The following is an 18,292-nucleotide window of genomic DNA, read 5'->3' as shown; positions in this document are numbered from 1 at the left end:
GGGTAGGTAAAACACCTGGCTCAGTTTTAGGTCGGCATCACACCAAAAAGTGGCTCAGTTTTCGGTCGGCGTCAACAATGCGTGAGGGCCAGTATGTTGTCTGCAACGAACCAGCGACTGATGATCGTGTTATCAAATGGCGAGATTTGGCACTGGAGCGCGGTTTTCGTGCGGTGGCGATAGTTCCACTATTCACTAATGGGATTTGTACCGACGCTCTGGTTTTCACTGCTGACCAACCCAACTTTTTTCAACGCGAAGAAAATCGGCTGTTGCAATCCATTGGTGATAACTTGTCGCACGCGCTGACGGCCATGGCGCAGGAGGCAGCTCGATCTGCAGCCACTGAGGCTCTTCGGTTAACGCAGGCAGCAGTTGAATCATCCAGTGATGGAATAGTGATATGCGACGCTCAGATGCCTGATTTACCCTTGGTCTACGTAAATCCAGCTTTCGAGCGAATGACTGGGTATTCATCAGTTGAGGCCATAGGAAAGAATTGCAGATTCCTTCAGCTCGGCGATTCCGAGCAACCGGGGCTCAATGAGATTCGAGCGGCCTTGCGGGAGCACCGAACGGGTGAGGCCACTATCAGGAATTTCACCAAGGACGGCGCCGTGTTCTGGAACAGTTTGCGAGTAGCTCCGGTTCACGATGCACGGGGAAATGTTACCCACTATGTTGGCGTTCAAACTGATGTGACTGAACGCATCCAGTATGAGCAAGATCTCGCACATCGTGCGCACTACGACGCTTTGACATCGCTGCCGAATCGGCAGTTGTTGGAGGCTCGTTTGGAGCAGGCTATCACGGCGGCACAGCGTCACGAGACGTTGGTAGGGGTAGCCTTTCTAGATCTTGATAATTTCAAAACCTTCAATGACAGCATTGGTCACGCTGCAGGAGATGAAGTTCTTCGTATGGTGGCTGCTCGCATGGTTGAGTGCGTACGTCCAACCGATACGGTGGCTCGCCTCGGTGGAGATGAATTCGTACTGGTAATGGGAGGTTTGGGAGAACCAGACGAACTGAAGAGTGTGATCTCTCGCATTCAGGCACAACTTGCGCAGCCGATGCAGCTGGATGGCAAGGAGTACTTTGCAGCTGCCAGTATCGGGCTGGCCGTTTTCCCCCGCGATGGGGGCACGGCAGAGCAGCTCATTCAACGTGCAGATTTCGCGATGTACAAGGCGAAAGAAGATGGCCGAGGTGTCGTGAGGACCTATCAACCTTCCTTGGACCTTCGCGGCGGTGATCGACTGGAACTAGAACGAGCGTTGCGTCAGGCGCTTATGCGAAATGAGTTTACGCTGCACTATCAGCCAAAGTGTGACTCTCACACAGGTGAGTTGTGCGGCGTAGAGGCGCTGATCAGATGGAATCATCCAGAGCGCGGAATGGTACCCCCGATTCAATTCATAGCGCTTGCTGAGCAAACGGGGGTTATTGTTCCCCTGGGCGAGTGGGTGCTCGAAGACGCCTGCAGGCAAAACCGCTTATGGCGAGAGTCAGGAATTTGCAGCGTCCCTGTAGCCGTCAACGTCTCTGGTATTCAGTTCAAGCAGGGAAGTTTGTTAACGACGATCACCGATGTGCTGGAGCGCACTGGCTTGGAGCCTCAAGGGCTGCATCTTGAGATCACTGAATCAGTGATGATGAGCGATCCAGAAGGTTTTATTCGTACATTGAATGCCCTGCGCGCAATCGGAGTTCGCATCGCCTTAGATGACTTTGGAACGGGGTATTCCAGCCTCAGCTATCTCAAACAATTTCCTATCGACTACGTCAAAATTGATCGGTCTTTCGTAAGAGATATCACCACGGATCCCATGGACGCAGGCATCTGCAGCGCCATCATTGCGATGGCTCACAACTTGGGTATGCAGGTGATTGCCGAAGGTGTTGAAACCCAAGAGCAAGCAGATTTTTTACGTCGCGGAGGGTGCGATCAGCTGCAGGGATATCTCGTGGGCCGTCCACAAACTGCTGAGGGATTTTTGTACCAGCCGCAGTCGCTTGGGTGTTGACTAACGTCATGTATTGAATGCTGATAACCATCACCGACAAGGACTAGCTGTGAAGAGTCAACAGGTTATTTCCTGTTGGATTGAGTCTGTCCATAGGCATCAAGCCGCCAATGCCACTGTGTGGCGGGTGCCAGTTGTAGTGATGCTGCCAGCTTGCCAAGGCTAGCGTTCGCTAGGCTGAGTTCTGGTAGCTCCAGCCATAGGCCCATTCGCGCAGTGCTGATTGAATGAATCGCTCTGCCTTGCCATTGGTCTGTGGCCGGTAGGCCCGGGTGAACTTGTGCCGGATGCCCAAGGCCGTGCAGGCATCGGCGAACTCACCTGAACGAAACGCAGCTCCGTTGTCCGTAAGCGTCCGGGCATCCCACATTGATCTGTCGTTGAAGGTTGCTGAGCAGGCGAACCTCTACGTTGTGGAACCGCAGCAAGCGTCGTCGCCACCGGCCTGGATTGGAGGGCACGGCACCGAACCGAACGAGCAGAACACACAACAATCGCCCGGTTTTGGACGCAAGACGGCGTGGCAAATTCCGCACTCGTAGAACCATTGGCACGCATCCGTCGGCATTATTTCGTTCTTGGCATACCCACACTCAGGGCATGTCAGAACAGAGTCCAAGATCAAACCTGTCACGGCTTGGCCGGGGCAACAGATGACGGGAAGCCGGCTTCCGTGGTGGCCTTGGTCAGCACTTCCACCTTGACTCTGGTGTCATCAAAGACCACCGTGGTTTCTCGTTTGGCCAGGTTGGATTTGACGTCAATGACTCCGTCGATTTGAGTCAGCGCCTTCTTCACCGTAATAGGGCAAGTGGCACATGTCATGCCGGGCACCAAGAGGGTGACACTCTGTTGGGCAGCCCAGGCGGGGGTCAGCAGCAAGACTGCTGCAGTGGTCATGATCAACTGCTTCATATCGGGATCTTTCATCAGTAGAACCAGTGGGCGAACAGAGGGAACACCAGCGCAGCCACCAGCAGCAGTGTCACCAAGGCAAACAACACTTTGTAGGAGTGGTTGACCATCGGCCGTTGACATACCTGACCCGCTTCACAGGCCACAACCGGGCGCCATATCCGGCGTGCTGCAAAGATCAAGGCGATAGTGGCTGCACCAATGAACAGCGGCTGGTACGGCTCCAGCAGGGTCAACGTGCTGATCCATGCCCCAGAGATGCCCAGCATGATCAGCACCAGAGGACCAAGACAGCAGGCGGACGCCAAGAGCGCGGACAGGCCACCGGCGATCAAGGCCTTTCCACCGCCAGTGGCACGGTCAGAATTGTCGGTAGATTTTGTTGACATGGCTTAAGCTTAGTTCCGTACATTGGTACGGAGTCAAGCACCATGAGCCTTCCTCTTCCGCATGCCCACCCCAGCTTGACCATTGGTGAGCTGGCCAGGGCGGCCGGTGTCAACATAGAGACCATAAGGTTCTACCAACGCAAGGAGCTGATGCCCGAGCCAGAACGGCCCCAGGGCAGCATTCGGCGGTATGACCAGAATGACCTGTCGCGATTGCATTTCATCAAGACTGCAAAGCGGCTGGGGTTCAGCCTGGATGAGACCGCGCAGTTGCTGCAACTCGACGATGGTGCGAGCTGCGCTCAAGCCCGTACACACGCACAGTCCAAGCTCGCCGAAGTTCGGCTCAAGCTTGCAGACCTGCACCGGATGGAAGTTGTACTCTCCGAATTGATCGATCTCTGCGGTTCTGGAACAGGCAAGATCCGCTGCCCGCTGATTGCGGCAATGGAGACACAGTCGCCCTCTCTAAACATTTGAATCAATGGTGGACTGCCAGCGATGTGGCAATAGATCATGGATGCGGCTGGCGCGCTGCATGGGCAGTCGTGCCATCACATCGCGCAGGTAGGCGTAGGGGTCATGCCCATTCATGCGCGCTGACTGGATCAGGCTCATGACGGCGGCTGTGCGTTGTCCCGCGCGCAGGCTGCCAGCGAAGAGCCAGTTGATGCGGCCAATGGCGATCGGACGGATCTGGTTCTCGATCCAGTTGTTGTCCACCGGCAGTTGCCCATCGTCGACGAACCGGGTCAACGCCACCCAGCGCCGCAGGCTGTAGTCAAGCGCCTTGGCGCTCGCTGAACCCTCGGGTACCTTCTGGCGTTGCAGCAGCATCCACTGGTGCAAGGCATCGAGCAGCGGATTCGTTTGTTGTTGCCGAATGGCTTGGCGCTGATCGGCGCTGAGCTCCTTGACCTCGCGCTCGATCTCGTAAACACGACCGAACTGCTGCAGCGCGAACTCGGCAATCTGGCTCTGGTTCGCCGCGTGCAGATCGAAGAATTGCGCCTCCCGTGCGCCAGGCAGCCAACCTCGCTCACGCCACAGGCGATCAAGGCCTTGTAGCCGCTGAAGTCGTCACAGGTCAGGCTCCCTCTCCAGTCGCCCAGGAAGCGCCGAGCATGTTCGCCCGAGCGCGATTCGCAGAAGTCGTAGACGACCACCCGGGTGTTCTCGAACGCGCCCGTCGCATAGGCCCATAGATAGGCGCGATGTATCTTTCCTGTGCCCGGTTTAAGCATGGACACCGGCGTCTCGTCGGCATGCAGCACGCGGTGCTGCAGCAGCTCGTTTCTCATGGTGTCCACCAGCGGCTGCAGCTGCACGCCGCAGGAGCCCACCCATTGCGCCAACGTGGAGCGTGGGATAGCCAGACCGGCTCGACCGAAGATCGCTTCCTGGCGGTACAGCGGAAGGTGGTCTGCGTACTTGGCCACCAGCTCCTGCGCCAGCAGCCCGGTGGTGGGGATGCCCTTGCCGATGACGTGCGGATCGACGGGGACTTGGGTGAGCGTCTCGCACTTCGCGCATGCCCACTTGCCCCGGATGTGGCGCTCGACACTGAACACACCAGGCACGTAGTCCAGCTTCTCGGCCGCGTCCTCGCCCACGCGCTTCATCTGGCAGCCGCACTGGCACATGGTGGATTCGGGCTCGTGGCGGATCTCGCGCCGCGGCAGGTTGGCTGGCAGCGGCGCGCGCTTGGGAACCTTCTTCTCTTCAATCTTGGCGGGCGCCTGCGCTTCTTGCAGCGCATCGATCTCCGTGGCCACGGCCGCCAGGTCGGCCTCGATCTCGTCTTCGAGCAGGCTCTTCTGTTCGGGGTTGAAGCGTTCGGATTGAGCCGCGAACTACATGCGCTTCAAGAGCGCGTTCTCGTGCGTGAGTTTGTCCAGCAGCGCGCTCTGGTGGCGCAGCTGCGTCATGAGGCGCGTGGTCAGCTCACTCAGCTCTTCTGCGCTCAGGCTCTGCAGGAATTGAGGCTCGACCACCATGGGCATTCACTGTGCCTGCACTGGCACGCGTGCACCATTGGCGCATGCCCCAATTGGCAAGCACCGGTCTGCGCGTCAGAGTCAGACCACGGTGATGACACCACCGTCGGCCAGGCACTGCCAAGGCAGGCCCAGCACCAGCGCATCGAACTGGGCTCGGGTGAGCGAAGCGGTGCTTTCCGCATCACGCGGCCAGACGAACTTGCCGCTGTTCAGGCGCCGCGCTGCCAACCACACACCGATGCCGTCGTGCACCAGCACCTTCATGCTGTTGGCTCGTCGATTGGCGAACAGGTAGGCGTGGTGCGGGCGCGCTGCGCCGAAGACCGACACCACGCGAGCCAGCGCCGTCTCGGTGCCCGCTCGCATGTGCAGCGGTTCGGTGGCCAGCCACAGCGCATCAACCCGGATCACTTGAGCAGTTCTCACATCCACACGGCGCACTGATCGGCTGCGTCCACAGGCCAGTTCACCGAGACGCTGGTGGCGCCACGGCGCAGCTCGATGCGGATGTCCGGCTCAGGTGCACATGCCGCTGGCGGTAGCGACACTGGAACGAATGCGGGAGCCTGGAGTGCAGGCAGCGCGCCACCCGCTTCGCGGCGCCACTTGTGCACGACATTGGCGTTGATGCCGTGCGACAGGGCAATACCGGCCACCGATGCGCCTGGCCCGGCGCACTGGGCAAGGATCTGCTGCTTGAGCTCGGCCCCGTACCGTCGGCGGGTCTTCTTCTTGGATTCGTTCATGGTGTCCACCTATTCGCTTGGTGGACACCATCGTTGCCGCTTAGACCAATCGCTTCAAGGGTGGGATGACCCCGCGCTTACCAGTAACTGTACTGCCTGGCCCTTCTTCTCATCGGGGTGCATGGCGGTGAAGGCAATGCGGGCATGGTCATCAATGGCAACGAACAGCGTCTCCCAACCCGCTCCATCGACCGAATCTTTGCGATTGCCTGTGACCCGATGGCTTGGTCTGACGATGACGCCGAGCTTCTTGGTGTCGATGTGCAGAAGATCGCCGGGCGTCACGTGTTCGTAGCGCACCTCAGGCTCAGCAGGCACCAGATCGCTCAGCTTGGACAAGCCTGCCCTGGACAGCATGCGAGCCACCGGGGCCTGGGAGACACCCACGCTGCGTGCAACGCGCGCCTGCAGCATGCTCCGCTTGCGCAACTCCAGGATCAGCAAGGCCTTGGATGGATCGATGGCATGGGTCGAGCTGGCGGGCCTGGAGGATGCATCGGCAAGGGCAGCCTCACCGCCAGCCAGATAGCGCCCCAGCAACTTTCTGGCCGATGGCGGGGTGACGCCTTGCACAGCAGCGGCTTGCACTGCACTGAGGCCCTGCAGTGTCATCTGCTGGACCATCTCCAGGCGACGGGCACTTGGTCAAGTCCAGTCCGATGACAGGCAGGTTTAGAGTCGATTGCATGGCGGCCTCCAGGCTCAGTGGTTGCGAGGGTTGCCACTCTGGCACTTTGCAACTGAACTGGCGACACCCCTGTCTACGGGAGGGTTACCGCGGCGCAGCGCCAAAGGTGGCTGGACCATGCCATCTCCGGGTTTTAGAAAAATGATTCCCAGAACAAGATCCGTGTTATGCCCTTCACTTTGTGGCGCGGTCAGCTGGACATCATCAAACGCTGCACGGTCCAGTACAGCGACAGCACCAGCAACGCGACGGAGCCCCCACGCACCACCACCGAGCGGTACCACGCCCTGCGCGCCAATGCCACCGAGACCGCGCACCACAGGGCGACCACCATCAGTTGGCCCACTTCGACCCCCAGGTTGAACCCCGCCAGGGCCCACAACAGCGAAGCCCCCGCCACGCCCGCTTCGACCAGCACACCGGAAAAACCCAGCCCGTGCACCAGCCCAAAGCCCAGAGCAAGCCAGCTACTGCGCAGGCCTTGGACGGGAAACAGGTTCAGCAACGCCGAGATGCCGATGCTGATGGCAATGGCGGGCTCCACCCAGTTGCCCGACACGGTGACCCAGCCCAGGCCTGCCAGTGCCAGCGTGATGGAATGGCCCACGGTGAAACAGGTCACCGTGAGCAGGAGCGCCTTGATCCCGGCGAAGCGGTCCCTGGCGCCGGAGGCCGGGGTTTCAGCGATCGGTGTTGTGCCGGACTCCGTGTGCAATGGCAGATCGCGGTGGCGGGGCTGCGGCCGCGCCAGGGAGATGGGCAGCAACAGTGCCAGCAAAAAGGCCAGGTGGTCGTAGCCAGACAGGATGTGGTGCACCCCCTCGGTCACAAAGTGCAGCAGCGTGGCCAACCCGCCGCGTGGGGCGCCGGGCTCTGTTGCGTCCGCACCTTGAGACCCTTCCGCACCGTCTGCCCCCGCTTGTCCTGCGCGGCTGCCCGCAGAGCGCAGGTCGGTGCCCGAGCGCCCGTCAGGGGCCAGCACGGCTGCCAGCGTCTGGCCGCTCAACGCGCCGCCCACCAGCAGGCGGTGTGTGGGGTCGATGCCCTGCATCAGGCCGTAGCGCAGAGTGACCGCCTGGGCTGGCGCACAGGGCAGCGTGGCAGCCAGCCGCGCGTAACGCCCATCGGTGCGCTGCTCCAACGCTTCAAAGCGCCAGGCAGGCACCGTCGCCGTTCCGTCGCACTGCCACAACATGCCCTGGCCCACCCACTGGACGATGGCGGGCATGGACTGTCGCACCTCGCCCCATGTGAGCTGACGGTCGCCATCGGCATCGAGCTGCTCCAGCGCGGCATCCACGTCCTTCAAGGCCACCGACAGCACAAGGCCTATCGATGCGCCCGCCCCTGCAGTGCCCTGGGGTGCCAGCGCATCCGTCACCCGCAGATAGGCGTCGCTGGCCTTGTGGGCCCAGGCGCTGGGCGCCAGTGCTGCGGCAGTCAACGCGACAGCCACCATGGCCCGCAGGGAACGCCCGTGTGGGCGCAGGAGGCCCGTTATCCAGTGCATGCAGCGCATCATTGGGCTCCCCGGGTCTGCCAGCGCGCCAGACGCAGGTCTTGCAGCCCTGCTTGCTGCAGGGCCTGCCGCACGGCCTGGTGGGCAGCAGCGTCGCCCGACTGCTCAGAGGTCTGCAGTGCAAGCCACCAGTCGAGGGGCTCTTTTTGCAGGGCAAGGTTGGTGCGGGCCGCCTTCCATGCGGCGGCGGGTTGCCCCTGCAACCACAGCGCCAGCAAGGCACGCTCCCGGGCGTGGGCGTCCAGCCCCTCGCCGCGCGCCGCGATGGCGGCAAAACGCGCTTCCAGGTCGCGCACCAGGGGCTGCCACGCGGCGTCCCCCATCAGCCGCAGGGCCTGCGCGCGCCGCAGCAGCACGGAGTCGCTGTCGGGCTGGTGCCGGAGCACCTCCAGTGCGGCGCTCGCACGATTGCGGCGCAACAGCTGGTCGGCATAGGCCAGCGCGGTGTAGCCGTCGGGGGCATCGGCCAAGCTGCGGCGGTAGGCCGCGTCGGCAGCGTCATCGCGCCCTGCGCGCTCTTCGCTCTCGGCCAGCAGCGACCCGATCCAGGCCCGCTGGGCAGCATCCCCCGCCACCTGCTGCCGCAGTGCGGTGAAGCCATTGCGCGCGGCATCGTGCTGGCCTTGCAGTGAACGGGTTTCAAGCAGGCAGGCGGTGGCATACAGCGCAGCACCATAGCGGGCTACGTTGCGGCAGGCGGCCTCGGCGGCCTCATAGCGCGCGGCCACACGCTCCAGGGTGGCCAGCGTGAGCCAGCCCTGCACCTGTGCGGGGTTGGTTTGCAAGGCGCGCTCCAGCGTGGCGCGCGCGGCTGAAAATTCATGGCGCCCTTGCTCTACGGTGGCCTGCAACACCAGCAGATCGGCCGGGGCGTCCGCCTGGCCCCACCAGCGTGCCAGGGCCGCCTGTGCCCGGCCCAGGTAACGCGGGTCCGCCGTCTCGCGTGACAGCGTGATCCAGCGCCGGGCCGTGGCGGCAGCGGCCTGGGGCGTGGCGGGGGCTGCGCTCACACGCTCGGGCAGACGCTCGACCACATCGGCATCGAGGCCAGGTGGCAAGTCCTGCGGCAAGGCCGCCAGGGCCGTGCCCGCCCATAGCACCAGGCACAAGGCCACGCACACACAGTGATGAGGTTTCTTCATGGGATCGTGACAACAGCGGATATCGAAAGAGACACAATCACCCACGCACGCCCTGGCCACACCCCTTCAGGGCGCAGTCAGGACATCGCGCGAGGGTCAGAGCCGCGAATCGGGCTCTTCAGCCTCGGTGCTGGACAGCACCAGCTGGTCTACCGCCTGAGGTTCAGTGGTGTCCGATGCGCCGCTGGCCACAATGGGCTGCACATACGCGAACGCGTTCACCATCACGGGGCCCCCATTGCCAGGGTCTGCCGTGTTGTCGCCGCTACCGCCCCCGCCGCAACCGGTGATGGCCAATGCCGCCACCGAAGTAAGGGCCAGGTGCTGAATCCGAAGGTTCTTTTGCATGGTGTGGCTCCTTCGGATCAGAAGTTCTTGGCACCGGGGAGCGGCGGGTTCACATACGGAAACGCCGTACGGTAGTCCGTCGCCTTGGTGCGCGAGCCGTCCACAAACGCTACCCCTCCTGCCGGGGCATCACCCGGCTTGCAGCCCACCTTGAGCGTGTCCGTGGCACCCGTCACCGTGCACAGCGCACCCATGGCCACGCGCAGCGATACGTCCACCACGTCGTCGCCCAAGCGGCGGCCGTTCGGGAAGCCGGCCGCATCCCCTGCCACCACCCCCAGCGAGTTCTGCGCAGCCGCAGCCGTGGCGGCAATGCCCGTGTTCAAGCGCAGCATTTCGGCCAGGGGGCCGCCGGCACCCAGGCCGGTGATGTTGCCAGGGCGATTGACGGTGGGCAGCCCCGTGAGGAAGGCCGTCATCAGGTCGGTGCGCGGGAAGTTCGTGGGGGCCTTGGCGCCAAACAGCGTCTCGACCAGCGCGGGCAGCGTGGGGTGCGTCACGTAGTCCGCAAAGTTGGCCGCATCATCCTTGGGCTTGGACGCGTTGAACTTGTCCTTGTCCTTGAGGCCAATCACCACCTCGTTGACCAGCGGCATGCCCAGGCGCGAGACCTGCGTCCATGCGCCACCGGCCTTCTCGCTGGTCTGCAGGCCCGAGTCTGGCTTGCCATTGAGCAAGCGGGCCTGGCGCAGGCTGGCAGTGGTCCAGCCGCCAATGACCTTCTCGCCCGATGCAGCAGTCAGGCAATTGGTGGGCACTTCCACCGCGAGCGACGTCACGTTCTTGTTGGCAATCTGGCCCGCGCCGAAGGCCGCAGCATTCGACTCGCTGGTGATGACGGCGGCAGGTGCATTCACCAGATCAAAGATGGTGCCCAACGACACCGGGAACGGGTCCTGCCGCTGGCCCACAAACACCTTGCCGGGGGTGGCGCAGCCAGGGATGTTGATGCCATACACATACTTGCCGGCATAGGCGTCGTAGGCGGTCGCATTGCCCAGCGATTTTTCACCGATGTAGTCGATGGGCTTGGTGAAGGTGGTACCCCCACCGGCCATGGTGATCTGCTCGCGCTTGCCGGTACGGCGGTCACCGCGCACGATGAACATCTCGTACTCTTCACGGTAAGCCAGCGGGTCGCCCGCTGCGCCGCTGATGCCACCGGCGTTGCGCAGCGGAATGGCCACCTTCTTGCGGGCACCATCAGGACCGATATCGAGCGTGATGCCGTTGCCACCATTGTTCAGCGTGTTCTTGAAGCGGAACTGAAAGGTGATGTCCTCCGCCGCGTCGCCGTTGTTGTCGATGTGGATCTCGTACAGCGCATTCGAGTCCAGGCTGAAGTAGTTGGGGCCGCCATAGGCATCCTGCAGCGGCAGGTAGTTGGCGATCATGGTGACAAAACCCGCTCGACCCGGTTCGTAGCTGTTGAACAGGTAGAAGTCACTGCCGTCAACCTTGGGCTGGGTCGTGATGAACGGCGCCTCGCGGTGGCTGGACGCCAGACTGACGCCCGCTGCGCTGGCAGCCAGAACAGCCAGCACGGCCAGACTGATTTTTTTCAATGGCATGGGGATCTCCTCGTAGGTGGATGGTGGGGTGCCAAGCACCCCATCTCTTTACGCAACCAAAAAGTATCTAGATTCAATTGACCTATTGGCAATTACCCTAATGGGGCAAAACAGAGCTAGTTGCGGTACCTCATGCCAAGTCCTGAGCCACCTGTAGCACAGAAGCCGAAGGCACATTGAGGAATTCAGGCTCTTTGTTGATGAACCGGGCAATCAGCTAGGGGCAGGCAATTCGATTGATCTTGCGCCGCTCGCGGGTGACCCATTTCATGCAGCACCTCCTTGTGTTTCCAGAGTCGGCTGGCACCGGAATCACATTTAGATACCCAATAAGCTATAATTGCGACTCTTTCTCATTAACATTCCGGTGGAAGCCCCACCGATTGACGGTAGTGACATGCTGATACGGATCTTTCGGAGGGGGCGATGGAGCCTACTGGCAACGATGGCTTTGCTGGCTGGCTGTGGAGGGGGAAGTAATACGACCACAACCACAGGTCTACCCGAAAGAGCAACGCTGTCAGCCCAAGCGGCGTTAGGCGAGAAAATCTTCAACGACTCTTCGCTATCGAGTTCAGGGCGGCAGTCTTGTGCTAGTTGCCACAATGCGAATCAAGCTCACGGTCCATCGAATACTCTGGCTGCACAGTTGGGAGGGCCTCTGCTGGATCAACAGGGCCGCCGAAGCGCTCCATCCATCAACTATCTGTCCTTTAACAGTGCTTTTCGCTTCGCTGCGGATGGCACGCCCACGGGCGGCTTCTTCTGGGATGGCCGAGCACAATCGCTACAAGCGCAGGCTGCCGGTCCTTTCACCAATCCATTCGAAATGGCAAATGCCGACGTGCCGGCAGTTATCGCACGGCTTGCAAAGGTCAGCTACGCCGATGAATTCACGCGCGTATTCGGCACCGACATCTTCAGCCGGCCAAACGAAGCGATGGACCGCATCACCCTCGCCCTCGCCCAATACCAGAAGGAAGATGCCGATTTTCAGCCGTTCTCCAGCAAATACGACGAATTCTTGCGGGGCAACGTCGCGCTGACTGAGCAAGAGCTGCGCGGCCTCGCACTCTTCAACAGTCCGGCCAAGGGCAATTGCCAAGCTTGCCATCCATCAGCCAAGGCCACCGACGGTAGTCTCCCGTTGTTCACCGATTTCAGCTTCGACAATCTCGGCGTGCCTCGCAACCCCGCGATTCAGCGCAATACAGATGCGAACTATTTTGATCTCGGCCTGTGTGAGCGCGCCGATCTGAACGCGCGCCGCGACCTCTGCGGAGCGTTTAAGGTTCCGTCGCTACGCAATGTGGTCAAAAGACAAGCGTTCTTCCACAACGGCCGCTTCGCCTCGCTGAAAGAAGCACTGACCTTCTATGTTCAGCGCGATACCAACCCAGAAAAGTGGTACCCGCTCAATGCAGATGGCAGCGTGCGCAAATTCGATGATCTGCCTCGAGCCTACGTAGGCAACGTCAACATTACAGAGGCCCCTTACAACCGCAAGCCCGGCGATGCGCCCGCGCTGAGCGATGCAGAGATCGACGACCTTATCACCTTCCTGCGCACATTAAGCGACGGGTACGTGTCGCGCTGAGTCCCACCATTCCATCTTTTTTACACAGACTCCCGGAGCTTTTATGGTCGTTTCTCGATTGCTGCCCGTTCGCAGCCTACTAACTACCGCTTTGGCTTTAGCGATCGGCAGTGCCCATGCCCAAACCGCGGCTGAGACCGAGCTGGCTCGGAAACTTGACCAGCTCGCCGCCGAACTCGTCTCCGTCAAGGCCCAACTTTCTCAGTTGCAGCAGCAGAGCGCCGCCCGGCCAGCTGCGGATCCTGCGACGCCCGCCACCGGTCTAGGGACTACCGCTGAGGGTGAGTCAACACGAAGCGGGCCCGCTACTGTGTTGACCAGCTATGGCGAAATCAACTACAACCGCCCGACTCGCGCCGGCCATAATGCCCAAGCCGACATCCGCCGCTTCGTGTTGGGTTACCAGCACCGATTCGACGAGAAGACCAAGCTCGTCACTGAGCTTGAGGTTGAGCATGCAGTGTCCTCGGCTGGCGACCGCGGTGAGGTAGCAATCGAACAGGCCTTTATCGAACACGAAATCCGCCCGAACCTCGCGCTGCGTGCAGGGCTGTTTCTGATGCCAGTGGGCTTGTTGAACGAGAACCATGAGCCCACGGCTTTTTACGGTGTGGAGCGCAACTTCGTTGAGACAGCAATCATCCCCAGTACTTGGCGCGAAGGCGGTATTCAGCTCATCAGCAACTTCGATAATGGGATGACCCTACAAGGCGGCCTGACCACCAGCTTCGACTTGACCAAGTGGGACGCCACCAGTACCGAGGGGCGTGAGTCACCACTTGGCAGCATCCATCAGGAATTGTCCCTGGCTAAAGCGCACGATGTAGCCGTGTTCGGGTCGGCCAACTGGCGCGGTATCCCTGGCTTGTTGTTGGGCGGTTCGGTCTTCGCGGGCAATGCAAGCCAGGCCCTCGCCACAAGTAAATCACGCATCACCTTGTGGGACCTGCACGCCCGCTGGACACCCGGTCGCTGGGATTTATCGACCGTCTACACGCGTGGCAGCATTAGCAATACGGCAGGATTGAATACCCCATTGATAGGCAACGACACCTTAGTTCCAAAGACTTTTGACGGCTTCTACCTGCAGGCCGCATACAAGCTCTGGTCCGATGGTGACTATGCACTTTCGCCTTTCGTGCGCTGGGAGCATTTCAATACCGCGAAATCCTATGCTGACATTGGCGCTGGCCTGACGCCCGACGCTGCGCGCGCGGAAAAAGTCGTTACCGTTGGTGCTAATTTCAAACTTTCCCAGAGCGTTGTCCTCAAGGCCGACTATCAACGATTCCGTGAAGCTGTTGACTCCAATCGCTTTAACCTCGGAATCGGCTGGAGCTTCTGATGCGCATCGCGCTGGCACCGGCCGCCCTGATTGCTCTTGCGCCATCGGCGGTTTACGCCGTTACTTATTTGAATGCTGAGCAAGCGGCAAGACTGATGTATCGGGATGCTGATCGCTTTGAGACCAAGACGCTAGTGGCAGAGGGCAATCGATCAGTCAGCATGCGCATCGCGAGAAAAGGGAGCCTCGCCCTCGGCTATGTAGTGTTCGACGAGGTAGTCGGAAAGACCGAGCAGATTAGCTATGCGGTTGGGGTCGACACCGATGGAAGCATTAAGCAGCTGGAGATCTTGGCCTACCGCGAGAGTCACGGCGGCGAGATCCGCCTTCCCGCTTGGCGCAAGCAGTTTGTCGGTAAAACGGCCTCTGCACCGCTGCGAGTCGGCGAAGACATTGCCAATATCAGCGGGGCTACGTTGAGCTCCACACACATCACCGATGGAGTACGTCGCATTTTAGTCGCGCTGAGCGCCGCACGCCGCTCAGGTAGCCTGGAATGAGTCGCGATGCAGAGACGCGCACGACCGCTGCTCGGAACGCTGGTTGAGATCGGTGCATCAACGGGAATTGACGCCGGATTTACCGCGATAGCTGAATTGCAGGCGCAGCTCTCACGCTTCGAGTCTGGTAGTGACATTGCTCGCTTCAACGCCATGTCTGTCGGCGGTAGGCTACGCATCGGCGCCTTGGCTGTGCGCGCATTGACCGTTGCGCGTCAGCTGCAAATCGAAAGCGGCGGTATCTTCGACGTAAGTTTAGGCAGCGGTTCAGAGGCTTGGCATCTCGACGGTGATTACATGTACAAGTTCAATGACGCTGTCACGCTTGACCTCGGTGGTATTGCCAAAGGCCTGGCGGTAGATGTCGCAGTGAAGGCTTTGCAAAATCATGGTGTCACTGCCGGGTGGGTGAATGCTGGCGGCGATCTGCGGGTGTTTGGTGATATTGAGGTGCCCATCCTTGTGCGCGATGAAGCCCACGGAGGCGCGCGTGAGTTCGCGCTGCTGCGTGACGGTGCCTTTGCTACAAGCCACTACGGTCCGGGAAGTCGTTCGGTACCGAGCCGACCCGTGCAGGCCCATGTCAGCGTCGCCGCGCCGCTATGCCTTTGGGCCGATGCGTTAACCAAGATCGTCGCGCTCTGCGGCGACACTGATCACCCGCTGCTGGCGCGTTTCGATGCTCTTGCTTGGCGACATGATGTGCTACGCACTGTATGACACATTCCCACCATTCCCGTACCCATCCATCGCATCTGCCACGCTATCGTCTGCCCAAGTGGCAGCGCAAGACGCTTTATGCCAGTGGCGCCGTACTCCTATCGACCGGCCTCATCTGGCTGATCCTGCATTACAGCATTGGTGCCGGCGCCGGCGAGCTACCGCACCCGCTGGAAGCTTGGCTTCTGCGCCTGCATGGCCTAGCTGCTATAGCGGGTATTTTTCTGTTCGGCGCCTTGGCCTCGTCACACGTCCCGCAGGGCTGGCGTTTGAGTCATCGCTGGCGGCTCGTGACGCAACAGCGAACCGGCGTTCTGCTTTGCTGCCTTGCTGCGCTGCTAGTGACGAGCTCCTATCTCTTGTACTATTTCGCATCCGAGGATCTGCGTTCCCTCCTGGGGGGTATTCATGCGGCCATTGGGGTCGCAATGGCAGGCCTCCTGTCATGGCACGGGCGTGCCAGAGCATAAAGGTGCAAGGTAAGTTTCTGGATTGAGAAGGTCGAGGCAGGCCATATCGAGATGTGCCTCTGATTTCGGAAAAAAGCCGGCGAAGGTCGAAGCCGTTCGAAACAAATACGCAAACGGGAAGCCGTGATCACCGGAGTCCATAAACTTCTACGAAAGTCAACACTTACGACACGCCTTTCGTCTCTCTCATGGCAGATTGGAAGGCGCGTAAGAATGCATACCCGCGAAAATTCACTATTTCCTCCGCGGACCACGCAGAGTTGGCTGAAGTCGCAATTCGATACAGCATGCCGTCACGGGCAAATCAGAACACGATCATTTCGACTTCATGGAGTCCCGCTGGGAATCAGCGACTCTTCACTGGCGATGGTCGTCGTTGTGGACAGACTCCCGTTGGAAGATACGATCTAGGCGTGCTGCCAACGAGTCCCCGTCTTCGCGTTAACTATCAAAGCTTCAGGCCCACTCCGAACACCTGTGCATGATCTGAGCAAAGGCGAATAGCCCCGAAAGCAGGGGCGCCATTGCGTCCGACAGGAGCGGGCGTGGGATGGTGTTGAGCTCGACGGATTTCACGTTCGACTCCAGTAAGATTTGAATACTGGCGGCCACGCCCGTGCGCGGCGGAAGGCGCAGCCGCGATCTACGGCTTGTGGGACAGAAGTTTCTGAACGGGGTTCTAAGCCGGAACCGCCGAAAATTCCGTCAGCCGATCAACGTGGCTTGTCCCGCGCCCGGTCGATGGGGTAGACCCAACAGTCGTGTCACTAGCCGCCATTTCGATCACGGCAATGCCAGCCGGACGTCACGTCCAGATTGTTCCGGTCTGGATGAGGCCGACTGACGTCTCGGATGACGGGTGGCATACAACTGCTGTGAGTCCTGCAGGGGGGCAGCTGCCTGACCGGACGGCGAGCATCAGCCCATCTCATGTATTAGTCATGTCAGCTTTGACACTGCGCACGCGACGGCACCCGACCCGTTGCAGACCCCCAGACATATGGAAAGCTGACGCTCAACGTGGAGTTAGCCGGCGCGGCGCGGCTTCATCGCGCAGCGTCCGTGTTGATGGATGGGTTAGAACTCTCTGGGGCACACATTTGAGAAAGACTATTTTTCAGCCAACGCAAAACCCGCGTTGCCAGATGCAACCACTGAGACAAATACAAACGGCACTGGACTAGTATTTAGAGCGCCATGCACTTGGCCAGGTTTTGCTATGGCAATATCTCCAGCCTTTAGATGAGCGACTTTGCCGCCTCCTTGGTAATACTCAGCCTCTCCAGAGATAACCGTCCAAGTATCTTGGCCGTCCGGGTGAACATGAGCGGTTATTTCTTGCCCAGGATGGGCATGCCAAACAACAACTGCTGAGTCCTTGGTTTCCAGAACCACTGAACGAATTGGTTCGCCGTCAGACGGACGAATATATTCTGTTACCGAAAATATTCTTGATTCCATTTCCATATCCACTCCAAAAATCAATTTGGCTTGAGAAGTTATTACAGAACAACTGTATCCGAGAGTTCTACGTTGCCGATAACCGGCCCGAAACGGCGGCGCAACGCGCCGCTGTTGGGGGTCCGTGTTCATCGGCGGGTTAGACCTGTGCTTGCGTAAGACGAATATCGACTTCTCGGTCGACGTATTTCCATTCCTCTGACGCACGCAGTTCGGAAAGCAGCCTGTTGAACTCAACCTCATGAATTGGCGCGTATTCGAACCAATTCAGAAAATCGAACGGTTCATTCTCTGAGAGGTCGCGGCAGTGGTGGAGCTTGCGCGCTACTGCAGGCAAATACTGAAGCCCGATTTGGACGTGCTTCGACTGTTCGAAAACGCTCCGGCGTTCGTCTTGCGTGAGCTCCCACCAAGCTGCGTTCTTCCGGATCGGTATTAGCGCACCGCACGTTGCTTCTGGGCGCGCCAGACCTTGCTGCTTCGCTACAATTTCATTCTTCTCTGCGCGCATGACATATCGTTCATTGCTGGTTATTCCACGAAGTATCCAGGGTGCATTGGTTTCAGACTGCAACTCTGAAGCGGATACGACGTTGAGCCTTTTGGCTTCAGGCAGGGGCTCGCCAACTCTCGTTTCGGCCCTGACAATCCGCCAAGGGCCAATGTCTGCGCCGACGAAAGCAAATAATCGTGTATCCATTTCAATCTTTCATGTGTGAATGTTTTAACTCTTGCAGCTTCGAAGAACCTATCTGCCGATCCCGTGATTGTGCATCATTGAATCGCCCCGGTTTTTGAGGAGGCTCAACACTCTGAGAGGATTGAGCCATGAAGAAGTCAAACAAGTTTTCACC

18 protein-coding genes and 4 pseudogenes are annotated in these 18,292 nt (G+C 59.9%); 7 read left to right on the top strand and 15 right to left on the bottom strand.

The window, feature by feature from the left end; translation table 11 throughout:
• Positions 1 to 2,027: putative bifunctional diguanylate cyclase/phosphodiesterase (locus tag AC1Q64_RS24910; RefSeq protein WP_492253115.1), on the top strand; the 2,027-nt coding region annotated here is incomplete at its 5' end.
• Positions 2,028 to 2,070: 43 nt separating this feature from the next.
• On the opposite strand, the pseudogene AC1Q64_RS24905 reads toward AC1Q64_RS24910, so the two are convergent.
• The 4 genes and pseudogenes from AC1Q64_RS24905 to merT all read right to left on the bottom strand — a co-directional run.
• Positions 2,071 to 2,385 (bottom strand): annotated as a pseudogene (locus AC1Q64_RS24905) (integrase core domain-containing protein); the annotation flags it as partial.
• A 48-nt stretch (positions 2,386 to 2,433) separates the two neighbouring features.
• Entirely contained in the window at positions 2,434 to 2,661 is a 228-nt protein-coding gene (locus AC1Q64_RS24900) for a GDCCVxC domain-containing (seleno)protein (protein WP_492253114.1), read from the bottom strand.
• Positions 2,658 to 2,942, bottom strand: coding sequence for a mercury resistance system periplasmic binding protein MerP (gene merP, locus AC1Q64_RS24895; RefSeq protein ID WP_492253113.1), 285 nt, complete (start codon positions 2,940 to 2,942; stop codon positions 2,658 to 2,660). Before merP ends, AC1Q64_RS24900 begins: the two co-directional genes overlap by 4 nt.
• A 14-nt stretch (positions 2,943 to 2,956) precedes the next feature.
• Positions 2,957 to 3,331 (bottom strand): mercuric ion transporter MerT, encoded by a 375-nt coding sequence (gene merT / locus AC1Q64_RS24890; RefSeq protein ID WP_492253112.1) that lies wholly within the window; start codon positions 3,329 to 3,331, stop codon positions 2,957 to 2,959.
• 42 nt (positions 3,332 to 3,373) lie between these two features.
• Between merT and merR the strand changes: the two genes are divergently transcribed.
• Entirely contained in the window at positions 3,374 to 3,811 is a 438-nt protein-coding gene (gene merR, locus AC1Q64_RS24885; protein ID WP_492253111.1) for a mercury resistance transcriptional regulator MerR, read from the top strand.
• Here the strand turns inward: merR and tnpC are convergent.
• The 9 genes and pseudogenes from tnpC to AC1Q64_RS24840 all read right to left on the bottom strand — a co-directional run.
• Positions 3,800 to 5,328, bottom strand: a pseudogene (tnpC, locus tag AC1Q64_RS24880) (IS66 family transposase). The gene merR and the pseudogene tnpC overlap by 12 nt on opposite strands.
• Positions 5,329 to 5,409: 81 nt before the next feature.
• On the bottom strand, positions 5,410 to 5,742 hold the full coding sequence (gene tnpB, locus AC1Q64_RS24875) for an IS66 family insertion sequence element accessory protein TnpB (protein ID WP_492253110.1): 333 nt from the start codon (positions 5,740 to 5,742) through the stop codon (positions 5,410 to 5,412).
• A gap of 11 nt (positions 5,743 to 5,753) precedes the next feature.
• Positions 5,754 to 6,077 carry an IS66-like element accessory protein TnpA gene (gene tnpA, locus AC1Q64_RS24870; RefSeq protein WP_492253109.1) on the bottom strand — a complete coding sequence of 108 codons (324 nt, stop codon included), beginning with the start codon at positions 6,075 to 6,077 and terminating at the stop codon, positions 5,754 to 5,756.
• 72 nt (positions 6,078 to 6,149) lie between these two features.
• Positions 6,150 to 6,701: pseudogene (locus tag AC1Q64_RS24865) on the bottom strand (helix-turn-helix domain-containing protein); the annotation flags it as partial.
• A gap of 254 nt (positions 6,702 to 6,955) precedes the next feature.
• Entirely contained in the window at positions 6,956 to 8,275 is a 1,320-nt protein-coding gene (locus AC1Q64_RS24860) for a HupE/UreJ family protein (protein WP_492253108.1), read from the bottom strand.
• A gap of 8 nt (positions 8,276 to 8,283) precedes the next feature.
• Complete coding sequence (locus AC1Q64_RS24855; protein ID WP_492253107.1) at positions 8,284 to 9,426, bottom strand: hypothetical protein; 1,143 nt, start codon at positions 9,424 to 9,426, stop codon at positions 8,284 to 8,286.
• Between the two features lie 96 nt (positions 9,427 to 9,522).
• Positions 9,523 to 9,774 carry a hypothetical protein gene (locus tag AC1Q64_RS24850; RefSeq protein ID WP_121943468.1) on the bottom strand — a complete coding sequence of 84 codons (252 nt, stop codon included), beginning with the start codon at positions 9,772 to 9,774 and terminating at the stop codon, positions 9,523 to 9,525.
• 17 nt (positions 9,775 to 9,791) lie between these two features.
• A complete protein-coding gene (locus tag AC1Q64_RS24845; protein ID WP_492253106.1) occupies positions 9,792 to 11,345 on the bottom strand; it encodes a DUF4331 domain-containing protein in 1,554 nt (517 codons plus the stop codon).
• 139 nt (positions 11,346 to 11,484) lie between these two features.
• Positions 11,485 to 11,616: pseudogene (locus tag AC1Q64_RS24840) on the bottom strand (chromate resistance protein ChrB domain-containing protein); the annotation flags it as partial.
• Positions 11,617 to 11,742: 126 nt separating this feature from the next.
• Here AC1Q64_RS24840 and AC1Q64_RS24835 point away from each other — a divergent pair.
• The 5 genes from AC1Q64_RS24835 to AC1Q64_RS24815 are packed head-to-tail and all read left to right on the top strand — an operon-like array spanning position 11,743 to position 15,977.
• Positions 11,743 to 12,942, top strand: coding sequence for a cytochrome-c peroxidase (locus AC1Q64_RS24835; RefSeq protein ID WP_492253105.1), 1,200 nt, complete (start codon positions 11,743 to 11,745; stop codon positions 12,940 to 12,942).
• A 43-nt stretch (positions 12,943 to 12,985) separates the two neighbouring features.
• Positions 12,986 to 14,287 carry a hypothetical protein gene (locus AC1Q64_RS24830; protein WP_492253104.1) on the top strand — a complete coding sequence of 434 codons (1,302 nt, stop codon included), beginning with the start codon at positions 12,986 to 12,988 and terminating at the stop codon, positions 14,285 to 14,287.
• Entirely contained in the window at positions 14,287 to 14,787 is a 501-nt protein-coding gene (locus AC1Q64_RS24825; RefSeq protein WP_492253103.1) for an FMN-binding protein, read from the top strand. The genes AC1Q64_RS24830 and AC1Q64_RS24825 overlap by 1 nt, the downstream gene beginning before the upstream one ends.
• A gap of 6 nt (positions 14,788 to 14,793) precedes the next feature.
• Positions 14,794 to 15,507 carry an FAD:protein FMN transferase gene (locus tag AC1Q64_RS24820; protein ID WP_492253102.1) on the top strand — a complete coding sequence of 238 codons (714 nt, stop codon included), beginning with the start codon at positions 14,794 to 14,796 and terminating at the stop codon, positions 15,505 to 15,507.
• Positions 15,504 to 15,977 carry a hypothetical protein gene (locus tag AC1Q64_RS24815; protein ID WP_492253101.1) on the top strand — a complete coding sequence of 158 codons (474 nt, stop codon included), beginning with the start codon at positions 15,504 to 15,506 and terminating at the stop codon, positions 15,975 to 15,977. Before AC1Q64_RS24820 ends, AC1Q64_RS24815 begins: the two co-directional genes overlap by 4 nt.
• Before the next feature lie 1,110 nt (positions 15,978 to 17,087).
• Here the strand turns inward: AC1Q64_RS24815 and AC1Q64_RS24810 are convergent.
• A complete protein-coding gene (locus tag AC1Q64_RS24810) occupies positions 17,088 to 17,570 on the bottom strand; it encodes a cupin domain-containing protein (protein WP_011514927.1) in 483 nt (160 codons plus the stop codon).
• Positions 17,571 to 17,577: 7 nt separating this feature from the next.
• Positions 17,578 to 18,138: a chlorite dismutase family protein gene (locus AC1Q64_RS24805; RefSeq protein ID WP_011514928.1), complete on the bottom strand. Its 561-nt coding sequence runs from the start codon at positions 18,136 to 18,138 to the stop codon at positions 17,578 to 17,580.
• Between the last annotated feature and the right edge of the window lie 154 nt (positions 18,139 to 18,292).

Source organism: Acidovorax sp. GW835-FHT14G06, assembly GCF_058793595.1.
Note: the sequence above shows the minus strand (reverse complement) of the source record. Positions and strands in the feature narration are given on the sequence as shown.